This is a genomic window from Lelliottia amnigena, assembly GCF_019047465.1.
In the GTDB taxonomy this organism is placed as follows: Bacteria; Pseudomonadota; Gammaproteobacteria; order Enterobacterales; family Enterobacteriaceae; genus Enterobacter; species Enterobacter amnigenus.
Genome location: NZ_CP077236.1, coordinates 2,987,590 through 3,006,481, shown reverse-complemented (window position 1 = coordinate 3,006,481; position 18,892 = coordinate 2,987,590). Strand labels below are relative to the sequence as shown.

The following is an 18,892-nucleotide window of genomic DNA, read 5'->3' as shown; positions in this document are numbered from 1 at the left end:
GTAAAAAGATTAGCCTCTGCGACGTGCATCCGGGCGCACCAGGTCAAACCGCTGCGCTTCGCTTATCGAATAGTAGGCCGTCGGGCCACCCGCACGCAGAATCGGATTCGCTTTGGCGGTCTGATAAATCCCGTCTTCCAGCAGCGTTTCGCGGATGTGAATTCCGACGACTTCGCCCAGTACCAGCCAGGTTTCAATCGGCGTACCGTCTGCGCCAGTGAGCTGAATGCACTGCGACAGACGACATTCAAAGTTAACCGGGCTTTCCGCCACGCGCGGTGCGTTCACCAGCTGGCTGGCGACGGGCGTTAAGCCGGAGAAGGAAAATTCGTCTTCCTCATGCGGGAGCGTGGCGGACGTTTCATTCATCGCCTGCGCCAGTTCGACCGTTGCCAGATTCCAGACGAATTCGCCGGTCTGGACAATGTTTTGCACGCTGTCTTTCCAGCCATTACTGGAGAAACCAATGATCGGCGGGTGATAATTGAAGCAATTAAAAAAACTGTAGGGGGCAAGATTCAGTCGCCCTTCGCTGTCCTGGCTTGAAATCCAACCGATAGGACGGGGGCCAACAATGGCATTTAAGGGATCGTGTGGCAGGCCGTGTCCCTGGGATGGCTGATAGAAATACATGGCACTCTCTGCGTGAAATTTAACAGGCACGAATTACGCTTCGCTCATTCCCCTGATTCAGGACGATCAGCGTAGCGCAATCCGTTAAAAATTATGACTGAATAAATTTCAGTAAGTCTTCATTGATCTGGTGTTTATGCGTGGTGCAAATCCCGTGCGAACCGCCCTCGTACACCTTGAGCTGGGAATCCGGCAGGATCTCTGCCGCCACTTTCCCGCAGGTTTCAAACGGCACGATTTGATCGTCATTGCCATGAATCACAAGCGTTGGGATGGTCATCTTTTTCAGATCTTCCCGCAGGTCGGTTTCCGAAAATGCCTTGATGCAGTCATATAGCCCTTTAATCGATCCCTGAAGCCCTTGCTCAACAAAGCTTTCCCGGACCGCTTTAGACTCTTTCGCACCCGTGCGGTTATAGCCATAAAAGGCCGCAGTCAGTTCATAAAAGAACGCTGCGCGATCGTTGATCACGCCTTCCCGAATACCATCAAACACCTCTTTCGGCACCCCATTTGGGTTGAAATCGGTTTTGATCATAATCGGCGTCACTGCGCTAATCAGCACGGCTTTTGCGACCCGTTCAGTTCCATGCCGACCAATATAGCGCGCCACTTCGCCGCCGCCGGTGGAGTGACCGACATGCACCGCATCGTTAAGATTCAGATGCGCGGTCAGTTCTGCCAGATCGTCAGCGTACTGATCCATATCGTTCCCATCCCAGGTCTGGGCAGAACGCCCGTGCCCACGCCGATCGTGTGCGATCACGCGAAATCCTTTCGACCCCAGATACAACATTTGATCTTCAAAGGCATCCGCCGTTAACGGCCAGCCATGACTAAATACAATGGGCTGCCCGCTGCCCCAGTCTTTGAAATGCAAATAACTGCCGTCTTTCAAGGTAAGTTTGTCGTAAACGCTCATGAGATCTCCTGAATGGAACACCGTGTGCAGATCGTCGCCCGTAAAAGGGCGCTTAAAAAGCATACTGCAAATCTGAGAACGATCACGTTTTTCGCCAAAAATTCATCTGCGCGATGAATGTGACATTCATCACTTCAAACTTCGGTGTTCAGCCAGTATCATCAGGAGAGATAAAACCCTCGCTGCCATACGGCGAGGGTTTTCTTTTGGATTGGTTTCTGCGCGACACGCAGCACTAAAGACATGGAGTAATAAATGTCCAGACCCACCCTCATTATCAATGAACTTGATGCAGAACGTATCGACCGTCTGCTGGAGAAACCCGCGTTCGCGTCGCTGCCGATTGCGGATGCGCTGAACGACGAACTGGACCGCGCGCAAATGTGTACGGCAGAGTCGATGCCGCATGACGTCGTCACCATGAACAGCCAGGTGAGATTCCGCGATCTCGCGTCCGGTGAAGAGCACACCCGCACGCTGGTGTATCCTGCGCAGATGACCGACAGCAGCACTCAGCTCTCCGTTCTCGCGCCCGTCGGTGCCGCGCTCCTTGGCCTGCGCACGGGTGATACCATCCACTGGGAACTGCCAGGTGGCGCATCGGCACACCTTGAAGTGCTGGAACTGCTCTACCAGCCAGAAGCTGCCGGCGATTACCTGCGTTAATCCCATCTGAATAAGCGTTAACCGCTTTGCCCAGAGGATGCGTCCGCATCCTCTTTCCGAAAATCACCCTTTTTTCCTATGGCGCGCCAAATCCCCTTAATCCAGGCTTAATCCGTTTCAGTGCCGCGGGGACGGTCATGAATGAGATACTGGGCATATCGCTGGTATATTTCATTTTTTTGGCGATTATCGTCACGGCCGTGCTTTATCTTGAACGCTACTGGTAGACCTTGTTCCTCTCATTTCTCCGCAAAGTTAAGTCAATAAACGCCAAAACGTGAAAAACTGCCTGACAGATAGCAGAAACAAATAATATTTTATGTTTGAATGTTTTCAGCGTTTATAAACAAGGAGAAACGGGTATGTATCAGACAATCATTATGCCGGTTGATGTTTTTGAAATGGAACTGAGCGACAAGGCCGTGCGCCACGCCGAATTCCTGGCGCAGCAGGACGGCATCATTCATCTTTTACACGTTTTGCCAGGCTCTGCCAGCCTGAGTCTGCACCGCTTCGCCGCCGACGTGCGCCGCTTTGAGGAGCATCTGCAACGCGAAGCAGAAACCCGCCTGCAAACCATGGTGGGGCATTTCAGCATCGATCCGGCGCGGATTAAAACCCATGTGCGGTTTGGTAGCGTTCGCGACGCGGTGAACGAAATGGCGAACGAACTTAAAGCCGACGTGGTGGTGATCGGTTCACGCAATCCTTCTATCTCCACCCACCTGCTGGGTTCGAATGCCTCCAGCGTAATCCGCCACACGCATATCCCGGTGTTGGTCGTCAGATAACGCGCATAAAAAACCCCGCTTTCGCGGGGTTTTTATTTTTGCAGGTGTAGCCTTACTTTCTTTTATTATGCTGTTTTGGTGCGAATCAGATAATCAAACGCGCTGAGAGACGCTTTCGCCCCTTCGCCCGTCGCGATAATAATCTGTTTGTACGGCACGGTCGTACAGTCACCCGCAGCAAAGACGCCTTTCACGCTGGTTTCACATTTGGCATCAATCATGATCTCGCCCATGCGGTTGCGCTCAATCGCGCCTTCAAGCCAGGTGGTGTTTGGCAGCAAACCGATCTGCACGAAAATGCCTGACAGCGCCACGTTGTGCACATCACCGCTGACGCGGTCACGGTATTCCAGACCGGTCACTTTACTGCCGTCGCCTTTCACTTCCGTGGTCTGAGCATTCAGGACGATATCGACGTTTTTCAGGCTGCGGACTTTATCCTGCAATACCTGGTCGGCTTTCATTTCAGGGGCAAATTCCAGCAGCGTGACGTGCTCAACGAGTCCCGCCAGATCAATAGCCGCTTCCACACCTGAGTTACCCCCGCCGATCACCGCCACGCGTTTGCCTTTAAACAGCGGGCCGTCGCAGTGCGGACAGTAGGTCACGCCTTTGGTGCGATACTGATCTTCTCCCGGCACGTTCATATTGCGCCATTTCGCACCCGTCGCGATGATCACGCTGCGCGCTTTTAGCACCGCACCGGAGGCCGTTTCAATCTGGTGTAAGCCGCCTTCTGTCGCAGCCGGAACCAGTTTGCTGGCGCTTTGGCTGTCGATGACATCGACATCGTAATCATCGACGTGCGCTTTCAGTGCGCCCGCCAGCTTTTGGCCTTCGGTTTTTGGCACGGAAATGTAGTTTTCGATATCTACGGTATCCAGAACCTGGCCACCAAAGCGCTCGCCCATCAGGCCGGTACGAATCCCTTTACGTGCCGAGTAGACCGCTGCCGCAGCGCCCGCAGGGCCGGAACCGACAATCAGCACGTCGTAAACATCACGCTTGTTGAGTTCTTCCGCCGCGCGCTTTTCAGCACCGGTATCAATTTTGGCCACGATTTCCGTCAGCGTCATACGACCCTGACCAAACTCTTTCCCGTTCACGAACACCGCCGGAACGCCCATCACATTACGATCGGTGATTTCATTCTGGAACACGCCGCCGTCAATCGCAGTGTGCTTAATGCGCGGGTTCAGCACGGCCATCAGGTTCAGAGCCTGCACCACGTCCGGGCAGTTGTGGCATGACAGCGAGTAGTAGGTTTCAAACTCAAAATCACCGTCGATATCGCGGATTTGCTCCAGCAGCGTCTGCGCTTCTTTCGATGGATGACCACCGGTCCACAGCAGCGCCAGCACCAGCGACGTAAATTCGTGCCCAAGCGGAGAACCAGCAAAGCGCGGTCCCTGGTCTGAGCCTGGATTGGTAATCAGGAATGACGGCTTACGCACCGCCAGGCTGTTGTCTTCTTTAAAGGTCACTTTGGGTGACAGTTCGGCGATTTCCGCCAGCAGTTCCTTGATTTCTGCCGATCTGGCGCTGTCATCCAGCGTGGCAATCAACTCAACAGGTTTGGTCAGTTTCTCAAGATAGGCCTTGAGCTGGGTTTTCATGTTGGTGTCGAGCATCGTTAATCTCCTGCTTAAAAAACATCATCATGCAAGCTGCCTTGTCTGGGCGGCCTGAATGCGGCTTGCATCATGGGGTTTAGAATGAAACGGGTGCGGCATGCACCCGTTAACAAGCGTAATTTCCTTTGGATTCGTGCCAGAGCAAGACGGCTAGCCTGAGAATCCCCGGGAGCTGACACAGGTCAGTGACCGGGGTGAACACAGGCGCTGCCAACGCGGCACTGGCGCGATAACCGAAGAAAATGTATTTCCCTAAGTATTTCGTGCCAGAGCAAGGCGGCTAGCCTGAGAATCCCCGGGAGCTGACACAGGTCAGTGACCGGGGTGAACAGGCGCTGCCAACGCAGCACTGGCGCGAAAGACGACGGGAAATTAGATTTTGCCGACCAGGTCCAGAGATGGCGCTAAGGTCGCATCACCCTCTTTCCATTTCGCCGGGCACACTTCGCCTGGGTGAGACGCAACGTACTGTGCCGCTTTGATTTTACGCAGCAGGTCAGACGCATCACGGCCGATACCTTCAGCGGTAACTTCGATGGCCTGGATGATGCCCTGCGGGTCAACAACGAAGGTTGCACGATCTGCCAGACCTTCATCTTCACGCATGTTGTCGAAGTTACGGGTCAGGGCGCCAGTTGGGTCGCCGATCATCGCGTATTTGATTTTGGCGATGGTGTCGGAGCTGCCGTGCCATGCTTTGTGAGTGAAGTGGGTATCAGTGGAAACGGAATAAACGTCCACGCCCAGTTTCTGCAGTTCGTCGTAATGATCCGCTACGTCGCCCAGTTCGGTCGGGCAAACGAAAGTGAAGTCAGCTGGATAGAAGAAGAACACACTCCAGCGGCCTTCGGTGTCTTTCTCGGTGACTTCGATGAATTCGCCGTTTTTGAACGCCTGGTTTTTGAAAGGTTTAATTTTGGTGTTAATCAAGGACATCTGTACTTCCTCCGTGTTTTCGTTGAGAGCTAAGGTAACGAACTTCATCTGATGGAGCCAATGCGTTTGCCGTATCAAATCAATCAGCGATACCTTACAACCCGACCATCACTTGCCTGAACGATGCTTTTCGGTCTGCAAAACGTAAAAAGGCCGCCTCAACGGGCGGCCCTGTTACCTGAACGTCCCGCAGGTCGATTCAGTGCCAGATAACCTGGCGATGCGTTGCGCTCTACAGGACCTTAGCCGATCCGTTACAGCAACGTGATTACATCACCCGCGCGAGCGTTGGGCAATGCGCAGCAGCGGCATTCGTGCCTATGGCTGCGATAGGAATTGCCTAACTTTTTTGGATAAATCCATTAAGACTATATCCTGTGATAATATTAATCTTTATTAAATAAATTTAACTCAAGAATAAAGAATTAATTAATCATTAATATGAATTATTATAAAAACAAAACTATCAATCAAAACTCAACGCTTACCCCCTCAAAATAAAAAATCCATTTTCTAAAACCGGCCCGATAAAAAGCTGACAAGCCCCACAGAATTTTTATTTATGTGAAACTTTATCCCTCACTCAAAGGAAATTGCTTTAGAATTGCACAATACGCTGCGTTAAATATATGAATATCTATATATAATTAAAATGAGATTCACCATGTCAATATATAAATACCCACTGGATCTGAACGTCCTGGATGCCGCAAAAGAACGCATCGGATGGGCGCTGGAAAATTTACCTCACGTCTGCGTCTCTTTTTCCGGAGGCAAAGACTCCACCATCATGTTGCATTTGACCGCACAAATCGCGCGGAAGCAGAAAAGGAAAATTAGCGTCTTATTTATCGACTGGGAGGCGCAATTTTCCTGCACCATTCACCATATCGAAAACATGCGCGCGCTGTACCGCGATGTCATCGACCACTTTTTTTGGGTCGCTCTGCCGCTCACAACCCAAAACTCGCTTTCACAATTCCAGCCCGAATGGCAATGCTGGGAACCCGGCACTGACTGGGTTCGTCAGCCGCCTGAAGACGCCATTACTGACCCTGGCTATTTTGATTTTTACCAGCAAGGAATGACTTTCGAAGCGTTCGTCAGAGACTTTTCAGGCTGGTTTGCGCAAAAGCGCCCGGCAACGGTGATGATTGGCATTCGTGCAGATGAATCCTATAACCGTTTTTTGGGCATCGCGAACGCGCGTAAAAAGCGGTTTGCGGATGATAAACCCTGGACCACCGTCGCGCCGGGCGGCCATGCCTGGTATATCTATCCGCTTTATGACTGGAAAACGGCCGACATCTGGACCTGGTTTGCAAAAAGCGGCTGCTGCTATAACCCCTTATACAATCTGATGTATCAGGCAGGCGTGCCGCTGCGCTATATGCGCATTTGCGAACCTTTCGGCCCTGAACAGCGCCAGGGCTTGTGGCTCTATCATGTGCTCGAACCGGAACGCTGGGCAGCCATGTGCGAACGCGTTAGCGGCGTCAGAAGCGGCGGTATTTACGCGGGTCACGACAACCATTTTTACGGCCATCGAAAAATTCTCAAACCTGAACATTTGTGCTGGAAAGAATACGCCATGCTCTTACTCAACAGCATGCCGCACGTCACCGCCGAACATTATCGCAATAAAATCGCCGTCTATTTACACTGGTATGAAAAGCAAGGCATGAGCGATATTCCTGATACCCAGACGGGTGATATTGGCTCCACTGATATTCCGTCCTGGCGTCGAATTTGTAAGGTACTTCTTAATAATGATTACTGGTGTCGGGCCCTGTCTTTCAGCCCAAATAAACCAAAGCATTACCAACGCTACAGTGAACGGATCAAAAATAAACGCAAGGAGTGGGGGATTTTATGCAACAACGATTAATTCATGACGTGCAAAATTATTTGCAATCACTTTCAGAAGACCAGCGAATTGAGGCAATCAACGCTTTTCGCCAGGCGATTCATGAGCTCAGCCCTTTTCGGGAGCAGCCCGTTGATTGTGTGCTGTGGATTAAACAGGACGCTATTACCGCTAACGATTACAACCCCAATAATGTTGCGCCGCCTGAGAAAAGACTGCTCTGTAAATCACTGGAGCTGGATGGGTTCACGCAGCCCATCGTGGTCACCGAAAACGATCCGCATCATTACGAAATTGTGGATGGATTTCATCGGTATGAAACTGGCACTCAACGTGCGGCTTTGAAGCGCCAGCTGAAAGGCTATTTACCGGTGACCTGCCTGCGTAAAGAGAGAAAGGACAAAATTGACCGGATTGCCGCGACCATTCGCCATAACCGTGCGCGGGGACGCCACCAAATAAATGCGATGTCCGAGATTGTGCGTGAGCTGGTATTACTCGGTTGGGATGAAACCAAAATCGGGACGGAGTTGGGCATGGATAGCGATGAAGTGTTGCGACTGAAGCAAATCAACGGCCTGCTGGAGCTCTTTGCAGACCGTCGTTTCTCAGAAGCCTGGACCGTCAAATAGTCAGAGCGTATTCAGACGCTCTGCCGCGGCTAATAGCGTCGATTCCTGTTTCGCAAAACAGAGACGAATCAGTTTATGCGGGAACGGATCGGCGCAAAACACCGATAACGGAATGGCGGCCACGCCCGCCTCTTTGGTGAGCCACTGACAGAAACTCACGTCGTCCAGATCGGAAATGGCGCTGTAATCTGCCAGCAAAAAGTAGGTCCCCTCGCAGGGCAAAATCTCCAGACGGCTCGCGCCTAACGCGTTCACAAACCGATCGCGACGGGCGCGATAAAATTCCGGTAACTCACGATAATGTTCCGGCTCAGCGCGGAGCATATCCGCCAGCGCCAGCTGTGCCGGGGTATTCACCGCAAACGTCAGATACTGATGCACTTTGCGCAGTTCCGCGCTAATAGCGGCGGGAGCAACGCAATACCCCACTTTCCAGCCGGTCATGTGATAGGTTTTGCCAAAAGACGAAACGGCAATCGCGCGCTCGCGCAGCTGCGGATGCGCTAAAACGCTGGCGTGTCCCTCTTCGGCAAAACAGATATGTTCGTAAACTTCATCGCTCAGGACATAAATTTCGCGTTCAGCAATCGCCTCCCACAGCGCAGCAAAATCCGCTTTTCGCCAGACCGTGGCCGACGGATTGTGCGGCGTATTCAGGATCACCAGACGGGTTTTGTCGCTGAGTAACGCCGCGAACGCCTGCCAGTCCGGGCGAAAATGTGGAGGCTGGAGCGCAATACGTTTTACCACACCGCCCGATAATTCAATCGCTGGCGCATAGCTGTCGTAGCTCGGGTCAAAGCAAATCACCTCATCGCCCGCCCGCACCAGCGCCGTAATCGCCGCGTATAACGCTTCCGTCGCTCCCGCCGTAACGGTCACGTCGCTGTTGGCATCCGGTTTGTAGCCGTACAGCTCCTGCGTTTTATCGGCAATGGCTTCACGCAGCGGCTGCGCGCCCGTCATGGGTGCATACTGGTTAGCGCCCTGTGCAACGTGATACGCCAGCCGTTCCTGCAAATAGGTTGGCCCGTCAAAATCCGGAAATCCCTGCGACAAGTTAATGGCGTTATGCTGCTGCGCCAGCGCACTCATTTGCGTGAAGATTGTGGTGCCAAGGTTGGGAAGTTTGCTCTGCGGAATCAACGAGTTATTGCTCATGGTGTCATGCCTGCATGTAATACTTATGTTGCTGACACTATAACACGATGTTAGTCTTTGGCAATCAAGACGCTTAGACGTCTAAATCATATCAATATTCCTGACCGACAGAGGGAAAAGGAAAATGACAGACAACCTGCAACTCACGCAACTGGTCGACGCCTGCCGCTGGATTGGCGCAAAAGGCTGGGCACCCGCGACGGGCGGAAACATGTCGATTCGCCAGGACGACACCTTTTGCTGGCTCAGCGAATCGGGCAAAGACAAAGGCAGCCTGACCATTGACGATTTCCTGCAAGTGAACATCGCCAGCAACCGCGCGCCGTCTGGCCGTAAACCTTCGGCAGAAACCGGGCTGCATACGCTGATTTACCGCCTGTTTCCCGAGGCCAACGCGGTGCTGCACGTTCATACCGTCAACGCCACCGTACTCTCGCGCCTGGTGAAAGAGACAGAGCTGCATCTCAGCGGGTTTGAAATGCAAAAATCCCTCGCCGGACAAAGCACACACCTGGACACGGTGACAATCCCGGTTTTCGATAATGACCAGGATATTGATGCTCTCGCGTCGCGAATTGCCCATTACGCGCAAGAACGCCCCTTTAATTATGGTTTTCTTCTGCGCGGTCATGGCTTAACCTGCTGGGGACGCGATGTGGCAGAAGCCCGCCGTCATCTGGAAGGTTTAGAATTCTTATTTGAATGCGAAATGCGTTTACGACAACTGGAGAAAATATGATTCGCGCGATTGTGACGGATATTGAAGGCACCACCAGCGATATTCGTTTTGTGCACAATGTGTTGTTTCCCTACGCGCGTGAGCGGCTGGCGGCATTTGTCACCGCCCAGCAATACGCCGAGCCGGTGAAATCCATTCTGGACAACTTGCGTGATGAAATCGCTGCGCCGCACGCCACGACGGGTGAGCTGGTCGACGCGTTGTTTTCCTTTATGGACGAAGATCGTAAATCCACGGCATTAAAAGCGTTGCAGGGAATTATCTGGCAGGACGGATACGTCAACGGCGATTTTACCGGTCAGCTTTATCCGGACGTTTTGCCTGCGCTCGAAAAATGGAAGGCACAAGGCATTGATCTCTATGTTTATTCCTCGGGGTCTGTTGCCGCGCAGAAACTGTTATTTGGCTACAGCGACGAAGGTGATATTACTCATCTGTTCAGCGGCTATTTTGATACCCGCGTCGGCGCCAAGCGCGACGTTCAGTCTTATCAGAACATTGCGGCGCAAATCAGCGTATCGCCTTCGCAAATCCTGTTCCTCTCGGATATTCATGAAGAGCTGGACGCGGCTGAACAGGCCGGTTTTCGCACCCTGCAGCTGATTCGCGGCGATGAGGACGGCGCAAGCCATCACCATCAGATCCACCAATTCGACGAGATTAATCCGGAGCAGATCCCTTCATGAGCGCATTGACCATTTATTCGGAAACAGAAACCCGTGAGCCGCTGTGGCACAGCACCGACGCCGCAGACATTGCCGATAAACTCAACGCACGCGGCGTGCGCTTTGAGCGCTGGGAAGCCGACCGCGATCTGGGTCAGGATCCGGTAGCGGAGACGGTGATCAACGCTTATCAGCACGCCATTGATAAGCTGGTAGCCGAAAAAGGCTATCAAAGCTGGGATGTGATCAGTCTGCGCGCGGACAACCCTCAGAAAGAGGCACTGCGCGCCAAATTTCTTAACGAACACACTCACGGTGAAGACGAAGTGCGCTTCTTCGTGGAAGGTGCCGGACTTTTCTGCCTGCATATCGATGACCAGGTCTATCAGGTGCTGTGCGAGAAAAACGATCTGATTTCTGTTCCTGCGGGCACGCCACACTGGTTTGATATGGGTTCAGAGCCGAACTTCACCGCGATCCGTATTTTCGATAACCCCGAAGGCTGGATTGCGCACTTTACGGGTGATGCGATCGCGGATGCGTATCCGAGACTCGCTTAAATTTATGTGATTACAAGCACCATTGATAAATTAAATGTCATTGGTGCCAAAAGATATTTGACCTTACATAGCCGTAATATTCAGACCATAATGATTATGTTGCATTTGAGCTTTCCGCACAGATAAATCAGGCCTCAACTCATAGATAAAATCACGTATCTCATCATAATTCGCCTTGCAACCTATTATTATTGATTTCAATGCTTGCCGTGGAAATACTAATTTATTATATTCATCGACGACAATTGATTGCTGCTGATATTCATTAGCTTGATTTGTCTTAGGTAAGATTCGATACTCTTCTTCATAATTCCAGCAAGTTGCTTTGGTTAGTGCAAGTCTTACAGGGTCATAGTCGTTTCGCCATGAATAATATGGATATTCATCATGATATTCGACCTTCCAGGCACTACCAAAAATAAGATTATCTGTATCAAACTCTAAGCAGATACCATGATGTTTATCGGCATAATGAGACCACATTAACAAATTATCATTTTTAGGACTTAGGCAATACACTCTAAAATTTTCTTCGAAAAAATTCCAATGTGCTATGGCGCTACTTACGGACATATAATTTAGAAATGAAGAATCATTTAAAGCTAAATTCATTGCATCTTTAGAAATCCCTCTTTCAACCATTGCATTTTTTAAATAATCCAAGAACTCCATACTAATAATTTCACTATCTAAATTTTTATGAGAGGCTTCATATCCCAAGGGTCATTAAAGTCAGCTGGATGTGAGCAATATATTTTATTTTCCAGAAGAGTTTCTTTTAACCATTCTGCTTTGAATGACTGATAGTGATATAACTTACTAATATTAGTAAAGATAGCTTGCTTGGCTTTTTCCATAGACACCCTCACTTTATTAAGGAGTTATAAATATCAAGTTGTTCAAATAAAAATTTCATTTAAGGCACTGATTGGTTCCACACCAACCAACCTCGCCAAATGCACAAACTCTACCACATCCAATCTGCGCTCACCGTTTTCCACTTTCGCGATAAAAGACTGCAGTTTTCCCAGCGCTTCCGCAAGCTGAGCCTGCGTAATCCCTTTCTCTTTACGAGCTTTCTTCAACGCATTGATAACACGCTGGTATTCATCTGAGTAAACTGAGGCCATGGTTCCGATTCCCTACAAATATCCTGAAATCGAATATCCTCCCATTGCGTTCTCATCCCAAAAGAGGATATTTGAGCACGTAACGAACACATGTAAGGAGGACACAATGCGTCATCAGAACTGGCACCCGGCCGATATTATCGCTGCACTAAAGAAACATGGAACAAGCCTGGCTGCGTTGTCCAGAAAGGCTGGCCTTTCCTCATCCGCACTGGCAAACGCGCTTACCTGACCATGCCCAAAGGTGAATTGCTTATTGCTCAGGCGCTAGACATTCCGCCCGATGTGATATGGCCGGAAAGGTACTTTGAAGAAAAGGGAGAGCCAATATTTCGTCAGATGAGAAATACCAAAAAGAGAAATCTTTTTTCAGCATGATCGGTGCGTTCTCCCCCTCACCCCCAACCCTCTCCCTCAAGGGAGAGGGGGTTGAAGAGACTTCACATACCCCACCAGTTGATCCAGCACAATCCCCCACCCTTCGTGGAAGCCCATCTGCTCATGCTGCTCGCGGAGTTCCTTCGTCGGATGGCGCGCAATCGCCGTGTAGCGGGTTTTGCCCTCGCCCATCTCTTCCAGCAATAAAATCGCCGTCATAAACGGCTTCTCGGCCGGTTTCCAGCCTTCGGTGTAGCCGTCGGTAAAAACCAGCTTTTTACCGGGATCGATTTCCAGAAACACACCCTGGTTATCCATCCGCTGCCCGTCCACCTCAAACACGGTGTTAAACCGTCCGCCCACGCGGAGATCGAGCTCGCATTCGGTCACCTTATGGGGTGCAGGGATGAAAAAATTTTTGATGTGCTCTGGCGTGGTCCAGCAGAGCCACAGAAGGTCGTGCGGTGCGTCCACCACGCGCTCCAGCTTCAAGTCTGTTTCAGGATCGAGCGTCACGATGATGTCCTCTAAAGGGAAACTCTTAAAGGATAGCCAAGCTCAGGCAAATTTCCCTTCCGCGACCTCTTGCGGCGTCACCACGCCCGTATCCAGCACCCACCCGCTAATCAGCGCCGCAGGCGTCACGTCAAACGCTGGGTTATATACCTGCGCATTTTCCGGTGCCCACTGTACCGCACCAAAACTACCCGCCACGCCGGTCACTTCACGGGCATCGCGCTGCTCAATCGGGATGGCCTCGCCGTTTGGACAGTTTGGATCCAACGTCGTCTGCGGGGCGGCCACATAAAAAGGAATGCCGTGGAATTTCGCCAGCACCGCCAGAGAGTAGGTGCCGATTTTGTTTGCTACATCGCCATTGGCGGCAATCCTGTCCGCGCCGACCCACACCGCATCGACCTGCCCTTTCGCCATCAGGCTGGCAGCCATCGAATCGGTGATCAGCTGATACGGCACACCCAGCTCGCCCAGCTCCCATGCCGTCAGCCTGCCCCCCTGCAACAGCGGACGCGTTTCATCCACCCAAACATTGGTGATTTTTCCCTGCTGATGCGCAATCGCTATCACGCCCAGCGCCGTCCCCACGCCCGCCGTCGCCAGCCCGCCGGTGTTGCAGTGGGTCAGCAACCGGCTGCCCGGTTTCACCAGCTGGCTTCCCGCCCGCGCAATCGCATCGCAGAGCTGCTTATCTTCCTCAATCAGGCGCAGCGCCTCAGCCACCAATGCCGGAACAAAATCTTCCTGCCATAACGCCTGCTTCATCCGATCGAGATTGTTCATCAGGTTGACCGCCGTCGGGCGCGAGGCGCGCAGCGTGTCCAGCGCCGTCGCCAGCTCGTCGCGGCTGTGACCGTTTTCCGCTAACAGCGCCAGCAGAAGGCTTGCAGAAAGTCCGATCAGCGGTGCGCCGCGTACGCGCAGAGCGTGAATGTGTCCCACCAGAGCTTCAACGGTGGACGCATCCAGCCAGCGTTTCTCCTGCGGAAGCGCCTGTTGATCGAGAATAAAGAGCTGATTATCCGCCACCCGCAGGCTGGTCGTCTGTAATGTCTGCATGTCGTTAATTCTCTGTTGCGTTGATGTATCACATTGTGTCAGGATAAAATTCAGATGTATAGACGTCTAAATGTCTTTATTACCAGAACCCATGAGGAACACGCAATGTCGCAATACCGTACCTTTACCGCCCAGGATGCCGTGGAGTATGCAAAGCAGTTCGGCGGCCTCGATAACCCATCATCGCTGGTAGAGGCGCAGGAGATAGGCGACGGCAACCTCAATCTGGTGTTTAAAATTTTCGACGCCCAAGGCGTAAGCCGCATCATCGTTAAGCAGGCGCTGCCTTACGTGCGCTGCGTTGGCGAGTCATGGCCGTTAACCCTGGACCGCGCGCGTTTAGAGGCGCAAACGCTGGTTGAACATTACCAGCACAGCCCGCAGCACACGGTCAAAATCCATCATTACGACCCGGAACTGGCGGTGATGGTGATGGAAGATCTCTCCAGTCATAAAATCTGGCGCGGCGAACTGATTAGCGGCGTGTATTATCCGCAGGCCTCACGTCAGTTGGGTGAATATCTGGCGCATACGCTGTTCCATACCAGCGATTTTTATCTGCATCCGCACGCCAAAAAAGCGCAGGTAGCAAAATACATTAACCCGGAAATGTGCGAGATCACCGAAGACCTGTTCTTCAACGACCCGTATCAGATTCACGAGCGCAATAATTATCCGGCTGAACTGGAGGCTGACGTCGCCGCGCTGCGCAGTGACGATCAGCTGAAAATTGCTGTTGCTTCTTTGAAGCACCGTTTCTTCTCGCAGGCCGAAGCGCTTCTGCACGGCGATATCCACAGCGGCTCTATTTTTGTTGCCAAGGGCAGCCTAAAAGCGATCGATGCGGAGTTCGGTTATTACGGCCCGATCGGTTTTGATATCGGCACGGCGATCGGTAACCTGCTGCTGAACTTCTGCGGCCTGCCGGGGCATTTGGGGATCCGCGATGCCGCGGCCGCCCGCGAGCAGCGTCTGGCTGATATACAGGAACTGTGGAATACCTTTTCTGAACGCTTCCAGGCGCTGGCGACCGAGAAAACCCGCGATGCGGCGCTGTCTGCGCCGGGTTATGCCTCGCAGTTCCTGAAAAAAGTCTGGACCGATGCGATCGGTTTTTGCGGCACGGAGTTGATTCGCCGCAGCGTGGGGCTGTCGCACGTCGCGGATATCGATACCATCAAAGACGACGCGATGCGCCACGAATGCCTGCGCCACGCCATTACGCTTGGCAGAGCGCTTATCGTGATTGCCGACCGAATTGATAGCGCGGAGGCGCTGGTGGCGAGGGTTCGTCAATATAGCTGATTTTCTCTCTCTGCCGTGGGTTGCGTAATCCCCACAAGTCCACGATTTGCACATTGTACTCCCTGTCCTCTTTGGGGAGAGGGAGGAGCATATGGCTCAGGAGATTATTCCGTTCACTTTATGTTTCCTGCTTCATTTATAAAACAGCACTTGTGAACGTGCCAGGGTGGCTCACTCGCCACCACCCTGGCGACCCGGGCTCCCGGCAAGAAAATCGCCGCTGTGCGGTGCCTTCGTCTTATTCCTTCCGGCTATCGGGGACGGGCGCTGTAACGTCCCTGTAAATGCGCCCTCGCCGCGCATCCATGCGCGTCGCCCCGGCCTTCAGTCAACGACTCAGCGATTTACAGCCGGACCAGGGAGACGCTTTGATATCGAATTGATGAGAACGTCTCAATCGCTAAAGGAAAAGAGAGCCGCCTATTCCCCCTCACCCCAACCCTCTCCCTAATGGAGAGGGAGAAAGGCAGAGCCGCCTGCGTGCCCTCACCTCTGCCCTATCCCAAATGGTAATGGAGCGAGAGTAAATTACGCGCACACTTACGTTTTAGCGATCCCTCACCCCAAATACTCAATCACCGACAACCCACCGTTATAATCCGTGCTGTAAATAATCCCCTGCGCATCCACAAACACATCGCAAGACTGAATCACCTGCGGGCGGTTCGGGCGCGTATCCATCATTTTCGCGGGCGCAGCCGGCACCAATGCGCCGGTTTCCACCGGTCGATACGGATTCGAGATATCGTAGGCGCGAACACCCGCATTCTGATACGTGGCAAAAATCAGCGTCGAACTGATAAAGCTGCCAGGGCGGTTTTCGTGCAAATTATGCGGCCCGAAGTGCGCCCCTTTCGCCACATAATCCCGCTCATCCGGCTGCGGGAAGGTAGAAATACTCACCGGATTCGAGGGCTCGCGAATATCAAACAGCCAGATCAGCTTCTCGCCGTCTTCCTGGTTATCCAGCACCGCTTCGTCCAGCACCACCAGCAAATCGCGATCCGGCAACGGCAGCGCCGTATGCGTACCGCCGCCAAACGGCGGGCTCCAGTTGCGATGGCTGATAAGTTTCGGCTGGGTGCGATCCTTCACATCCAGCAGCGTCAACCCGCCGTCACGCCAGCTGCCGTAGGCCGTATCACCGGCAATAATTGCGTGGTGTAGCGCATAGCGTTTACCTTCGGGCCAGTTTGGCTGCTCACCTTCTGCCTGATTCATCCCTGGCAGCCACCAGCGGCCGGCCACTTCCGGTTTGCGCGGATCTGCCAGATCGATTGTCAGGAAAATATAATCGGTAAAACCGTCAATCAGCGCCGAAACATAGGCCCAGCGTCCGCCAACGTACCAGATACGGTGGATACCAATCCCGTCGAGTGACAGGAAGCTGATTTCGCGTGGCTTATCCGGCGTTGAAATATCAAAAATTCGCAGCCCCGCGCTCCAGCCTTTGTCCTGCACGTCGCTGACGGTTTCACCGACCTGACGGGTGTAATAGACCTTTTCGTCGGCAAAGCGCGCATCGGCAAACAGATCGCGGGCGTTGATCACCAGCAGCAGATCGTCATGCGCCTGCAAATGGACATTCCACGTGCCCGGCGGCGCAGGCACATAGCCCGCCGCTTTGGGATTTTTTGGGTCGCGCACGTCCACAATCGAAAAACCCTGCGACACCATATGACCGATATAGGCAAAACCGCGATGCACCATCAGCTGAACGCCGTCCGGGCGACCACCCTGATCGCTATGGCCGATCAGCCGCATATTGCGGCTGTATTCAGGGGTGGGTAATGAAGAGTTCATATCACATCCTGTTGATTTTCGCCCTCTCCCACAGGGAGACGAGCGGAGTGAGTCTTTACCCTCTCCCCCGGAAGAAGGTCAGAATGGGGCTTTTACCCTCTCCCCGTGGGAGAGGTTCGTAGTGAGGGCAGACCGCTCGAGGCAAAACCTTAACGGCAACGCTGTTGACGTTTTTAGCCTTTCCCCCTCTCCGCGTAGGAGAGGGTCGGGGTGAGGGCATCAGACCGCACGAGGTAAAACCTAAACGGCAACGCTGTTGACGTTTTTAGCCTTTCCCCCTCTCCCGTGGGAGAGGGACGGGGTGAGGGCATCAGACCGCACAAGGTAAAACCTAAACGGCAACGCTGTTGACGTTTTTAGCCTTTCCCCCCTCTCCGCGTAGGAGAGGGTCGGGGTGAGGGCATCAGAGCGCACCGTATAAATCTATTAATGACTTTTCGCTTCCAGCGTCGCAAACCACGGCGCGACGAAATCTTCCGTCTGGCCCCAGCCTGGAATGATTTTGCCAAGAGACGCCACATTCACCGCGCCAGGCTGCGCCGCCAGGAGCGCCTGCGGGATTGCCGCCGCTTTAAAATCATAAGTCGCAGGGGTGGTTTCACCGGCGATTTTATTCGCGATCAGACGCACGTTAGTCGCGCCAATCAGCTTAGGATCGACCGCCACGCTCACTTTCCACGGGCTGCCGGATTCACGCATCAGCTGCAAATCCTGATTAGAAATATCAATGCTGTAGAGTTTGATTTCAGTACGGCCATTCTCTTTCAGCGCTTTATACGCGCCCTGGCTGAACGCATCCCAGGTGCCCCAGATCGCGTCGATCTGGCCTTTCGGGTATTTCGCCAGCACCGCGCCGACTTTGTTCGCCGTATCGCCCTGCACGTCAGAAGAAACGGCGCCGATAGATTCCAGCTCTTTGATACCCGGATACTGTTTTTGTAATTCTTTATACGCCGCCTGACGGCGCTCCATCGGCGGGAAGCCTGCTACCCACAGCTTGATGATATTGGCTTTGCCGTTGAAATCTTTCGCCAGTTGACCGAACGACAGGTTCGTTAACGAGGCATCATCCTGCTGGGTGACGGTCACGCCGGGAATTTCACCGTTAACGGCCGTATCAAATACCGCCACTTTGATCCCCGCATCGACGGCTTTTTTCACCAGCGCGGTGGAATACGGGTCACGGCCCTGAGACAAAATAATGCCATCATATTTCTGGCTAATCGCCTGATTCACAAAGTCCTGAAATTTAGCGTCATCGCCGTTACTCAGAAAAGTGCTGACCTTAAAGCCGAGCTTTTTACCTTCCTGAATGGCGCCCGAAACAAACTGCGTGGTGTTGTCATCGGAGCCCAGGTTACGGATCACCGCAATGCGGATCGGGCCTTCATGGTTAGCGATCGCCGCCGGAACCGGCGCAGGCGTTGCCGCGTAACCAGGCAATGAACTCAGTAAACCCAGCGCTACCAAAGAGAGTGCGATTTTTTTCATTCTG

General features: G+C 52.7%; 21 protein-coding genes and 1 pseudogene. 10 read left to right on the top strand and 12 right to left on the bottom strand.

Annotated features, from left to right (window positions below):
• Positions 1-9 precede the first annotated feature (9 nt).
• A complete protein-coding gene (locus I6L74_RS14025; protein WP_059178675.1) occupies positions 10-633 on the bottom strand; it encodes a flavin reductase family protein in 624 nt (207 codons plus the stop codon).
• A 91-nt stretch (positions 634-724) separates the two neighbouring features.
• Positions 725-1,555, bottom strand: a complete 831-nt coding sequence (locus I6L74_RS14020; RefSeq protein ID WP_059178676.1) for an alpha/beta fold hydrolase — start codon at positions 1,553-1,555, stop codon at positions 725-727.
• A gap of 255 nt (positions 1,556-1,810) precedes the next feature.
• Between I6L74_RS14020 and rnk the strand changes: the two genes are divergently transcribed.
• The 3 genes from rnk to uspG all read left to right on the top strand — a co-directional run bounded on the left by rnk (position 1,811) and on the right by uspG (position 3,012).
• On the top strand, positions 1,811-2,221 hold the full coding sequence (gene rnk / locus I6L74_RS14015; RefSeq protein ID WP_059178677.1) for a nucleoside diphosphate kinase regulator: 411 nt from the start codon (positions 1,811-1,813) through the stop codon (positions 2,219-2,221).
• Between the two features lie 137 nt (positions 2,222-2,358).
• Positions 2,359-2,448, top strand: a complete 90-nt coding sequence (gene yldA / locus I6L74_RS21575) for a small membrane protein YldA (protein WP_273542855.1) — start codon at positions 2,359-2,361, stop codon at positions 2,446-2,448.
• 135 nt (positions 2,449-2,583) lie between these two features.
• Entirely contained in the window at positions 2,584-3,012 is a 429-nt protein-coding gene (gene uspG / locus I6L74_RS14010; protein ID WP_059178678.1) for a universal stress protein UspG, read from the top strand.
• A gap of 65 nt (positions 3,013-3,077) precedes the next feature.
• Here the strand turns inward: uspG and ahpF are convergent, their stop codons facing one another.
• Both ahpF and ahpC read right to left on the bottom strand, forming a co-directional pair.
• A complete protein-coding gene (gene ahpF / locus I6L74_RS14005) occupies positions 3,078-4,643 on the bottom strand; it encodes an alkyl hydroperoxide reductase subunit F (RefSeq protein WP_059178679.1) in 1,566 nt (521 codons plus the stop codon).
• A 375-nt stretch (positions 4,644-5,018) separates the two neighbouring features.
• Positions 5,019-5,582 (bottom strand): alkyl hydroperoxide reductase subunit C, encoded by a 564-nt coding sequence (ahpC, locus tag I6L74_RS14000; RefSeq protein WP_059178680.1) that lies wholly within the window; start codon positions 5,580-5,582, stop codon positions 5,019-5,021.
• A gap of 664 nt (positions 5,583-6,246) precedes the next feature.
• Between ahpC and I6L74_RS13995 the strand changes: the two genes are divergently transcribed.
• Together I6L74_RS13995 and I6L74_RS13990 are read left to right on the top strand one after the other, a co-directional pair.
• Positions 6,247-7,470, top strand: coding sequence for a phosphoadenosine phosphosulfate reductase (locus tag I6L74_RS13995; protein ID WP_059178681.1), 1,224 nt, complete (start codon positions 6,247-6,249; stop codon positions 7,468-7,470).
• Positions 7,455-8,081, top strand: a complete 627-nt coding sequence (locus I6L74_RS13990) for an IbrB-like domain-containing protein (RefSeq protein ID WP_059178682.1) — start codon at positions 7,455-7,457, stop codon at positions 8,079-8,081. Before I6L74_RS13995 ends, I6L74_RS13990 begins: the two co-directional genes overlap by 16 nt.
• Here the strand turns inward: I6L74_RS13990 and I6L74_RS13985 are convergent, their stop codons facing one another.
• Positions 8,082-9,242, bottom strand: a complete 1,161-nt coding sequence (locus tag I6L74_RS13985) for a pyridoxal phosphate-dependent aminotransferase (protein ID WP_059178683.1) — start codon at positions 9,240-9,242, stop codon at positions 8,082-8,084.
• 124 nt (positions 9,243-9,366) lie between these two features.
• On the opposite strand from I6L74_RS13985, the gene I6L74_RS13980 reads away from it, so the two are divergent.
• From I6L74_RS13980 to I6L74_RS13970, 3 genes are read left to right on the top strand one after another with little or no spacing between them, the layout of a single operon-like run.
• Positions 9,367-9,981, top strand: a complete 615-nt coding sequence (locus I6L74_RS13980) for a methylthioribulose 1-phosphate dehydratase (RefSeq protein WP_059178684.1) — start codon at positions 9,367-9,369, stop codon at positions 9,979-9,981.
• Entirely contained in the window at positions 9,978-10,667 is a 690-nt protein-coding gene (gene mtnC, locus I6L74_RS13975) for an acireductone synthase (protein ID WP_059178685.1), read from the top strand. Before I6L74_RS13980 ends, mtnC begins: the two co-directional genes overlap by 4 nt.
• On the top strand, positions 10,664-11,206 hold the full coding sequence (locus tag I6L74_RS13970) for a 1,2-dihydroxy-3-keto-5-methylthiopentene dioxygenase (RefSeq protein ID WP_059178686.1): 543 nt from the start codon (positions 10,664-10,666) through the stop codon (positions 11,204-11,206). The genes mtnC and I6L74_RS13970 overlap by 4 nt, the downstream gene beginning before the upstream one ends.
• A 63-nt stretch (positions 11,207-11,269) precedes the next feature.
• Here the strand turns inward: I6L74_RS13970 and I6L74_RS13965 are convergent, their stop codons facing one another.
• The 3 genes from I6L74_RS13965 to I6L74_RS13955 are packed head-to-tail and all read right to left on the bottom strand — an operon-like array spanning position 11,270 to position 12,336.
• Complete coding sequence (locus I6L74_RS13965) at positions 11,270-11,869, bottom strand: DUF2971 domain-containing protein (protein WP_164841569.1); 600 nt, start codon at positions 11,867-11,869, stop codon at positions 11,270-11,272.
• A gap of 26 nt (positions 11,870-11,895) precedes the next feature.
• Positions 11,896-12,063, bottom strand: coding sequence for a hypothetical protein (locus I6L74_RS13960; protein ID WP_156421715.1), 168 nt, complete (start codon positions 12,061-12,063; stop codon positions 11,896-11,898).
• A gap of 42 nt (positions 12,064-12,105) precedes the next feature.
• On the bottom strand, positions 12,106-12,336 hold the full coding sequence (locus I6L74_RS13955; RefSeq protein WP_059178688.1) for a helix-turn-helix domain-containing protein: 231 nt from the start codon (positions 12,334-12,336) through the stop codon (positions 12,106-12,108).
• Between the two features lie 106 nt (positions 12,337-12,442).
• On the opposite strand from I6L74_RS13955, the pseudogene I6L74_RS13950 reads away from it, so the two are divergent.
• Positions 12,443-12,714 (top strand): annotated as a pseudogene (locus I6L74_RS13950) (helix-turn-helix domain-containing protein).
• A 36-nt stretch (positions 12,715-12,750) separates the two neighbouring features.
• Here I6L74_RS13950 and I6L74_RS13945 read toward each other — a convergent pair.
• Both I6L74_RS13945 and mtnA read right to left on the bottom strand, forming a co-directional pair.
• A complete protein-coding gene (locus I6L74_RS13945) occupies positions 12,751-13,230 on the bottom strand; it encodes an SRPBCC family protein (RefSeq protein ID WP_059178689.1) in 480 nt (159 codons plus the stop codon).
• A gap of 42 nt (positions 13,231-13,272) precedes the next feature.
• A complete protein-coding gene (mtnA, locus tag I6L74_RS13940; RefSeq protein WP_059178690.1) occupies positions 13,273-14,289 on the bottom strand; it encodes an S-methyl-5-thioribose-1-phosphate isomerase in 1,017 nt (338 codons plus the stop codon).
• A 105-nt stretch (positions 14,290-14,394) separates the two neighbouring features.
• Here mtnA and mtnK point away from each other — a divergent pair, with 105 nt between their 5' ends.
• Positions 14,395-15,594 carry an S-methyl-5-thioribose kinase gene (mtnK, locus tag I6L74_RS13935; RefSeq protein ID WP_059178691.1) on the top strand — a complete coding sequence of 400 codons (1,200 nt, stop codon included), beginning with the start codon at positions 14,395-14,397 and terminating at the stop codon, positions 15,592-15,594.
• A 558-nt stretch (positions 15,595-16,152) separates the two neighbouring features.
• On the opposite strand, the gene I6L74_RS13930 is transcribed toward mtnK, so the two are convergent.
• A complete protein-coding gene (locus I6L74_RS13930; RefSeq protein ID WP_059178692.1) occupies positions 16,153-17,397 on the bottom strand; it encodes an LVIVD repeat-containing protein in 1,245 nt (414 codons plus the stop codon).
• Between the two features lie 426 nt (positions 17,398-17,823).
• Positions 17,824-18,888: a sugar ABC transporter substrate-binding protein gene (locus I6L74_RS13925; protein ID WP_059178693.1), complete on the bottom strand. Its 1,065-nt coding sequence runs from the start codon at positions 18,886-18,888 to the stop codon at positions 17,824-17,826.
• Between the last annotated feature and the right edge of the window lie 4 nt (positions 18,889-18,892).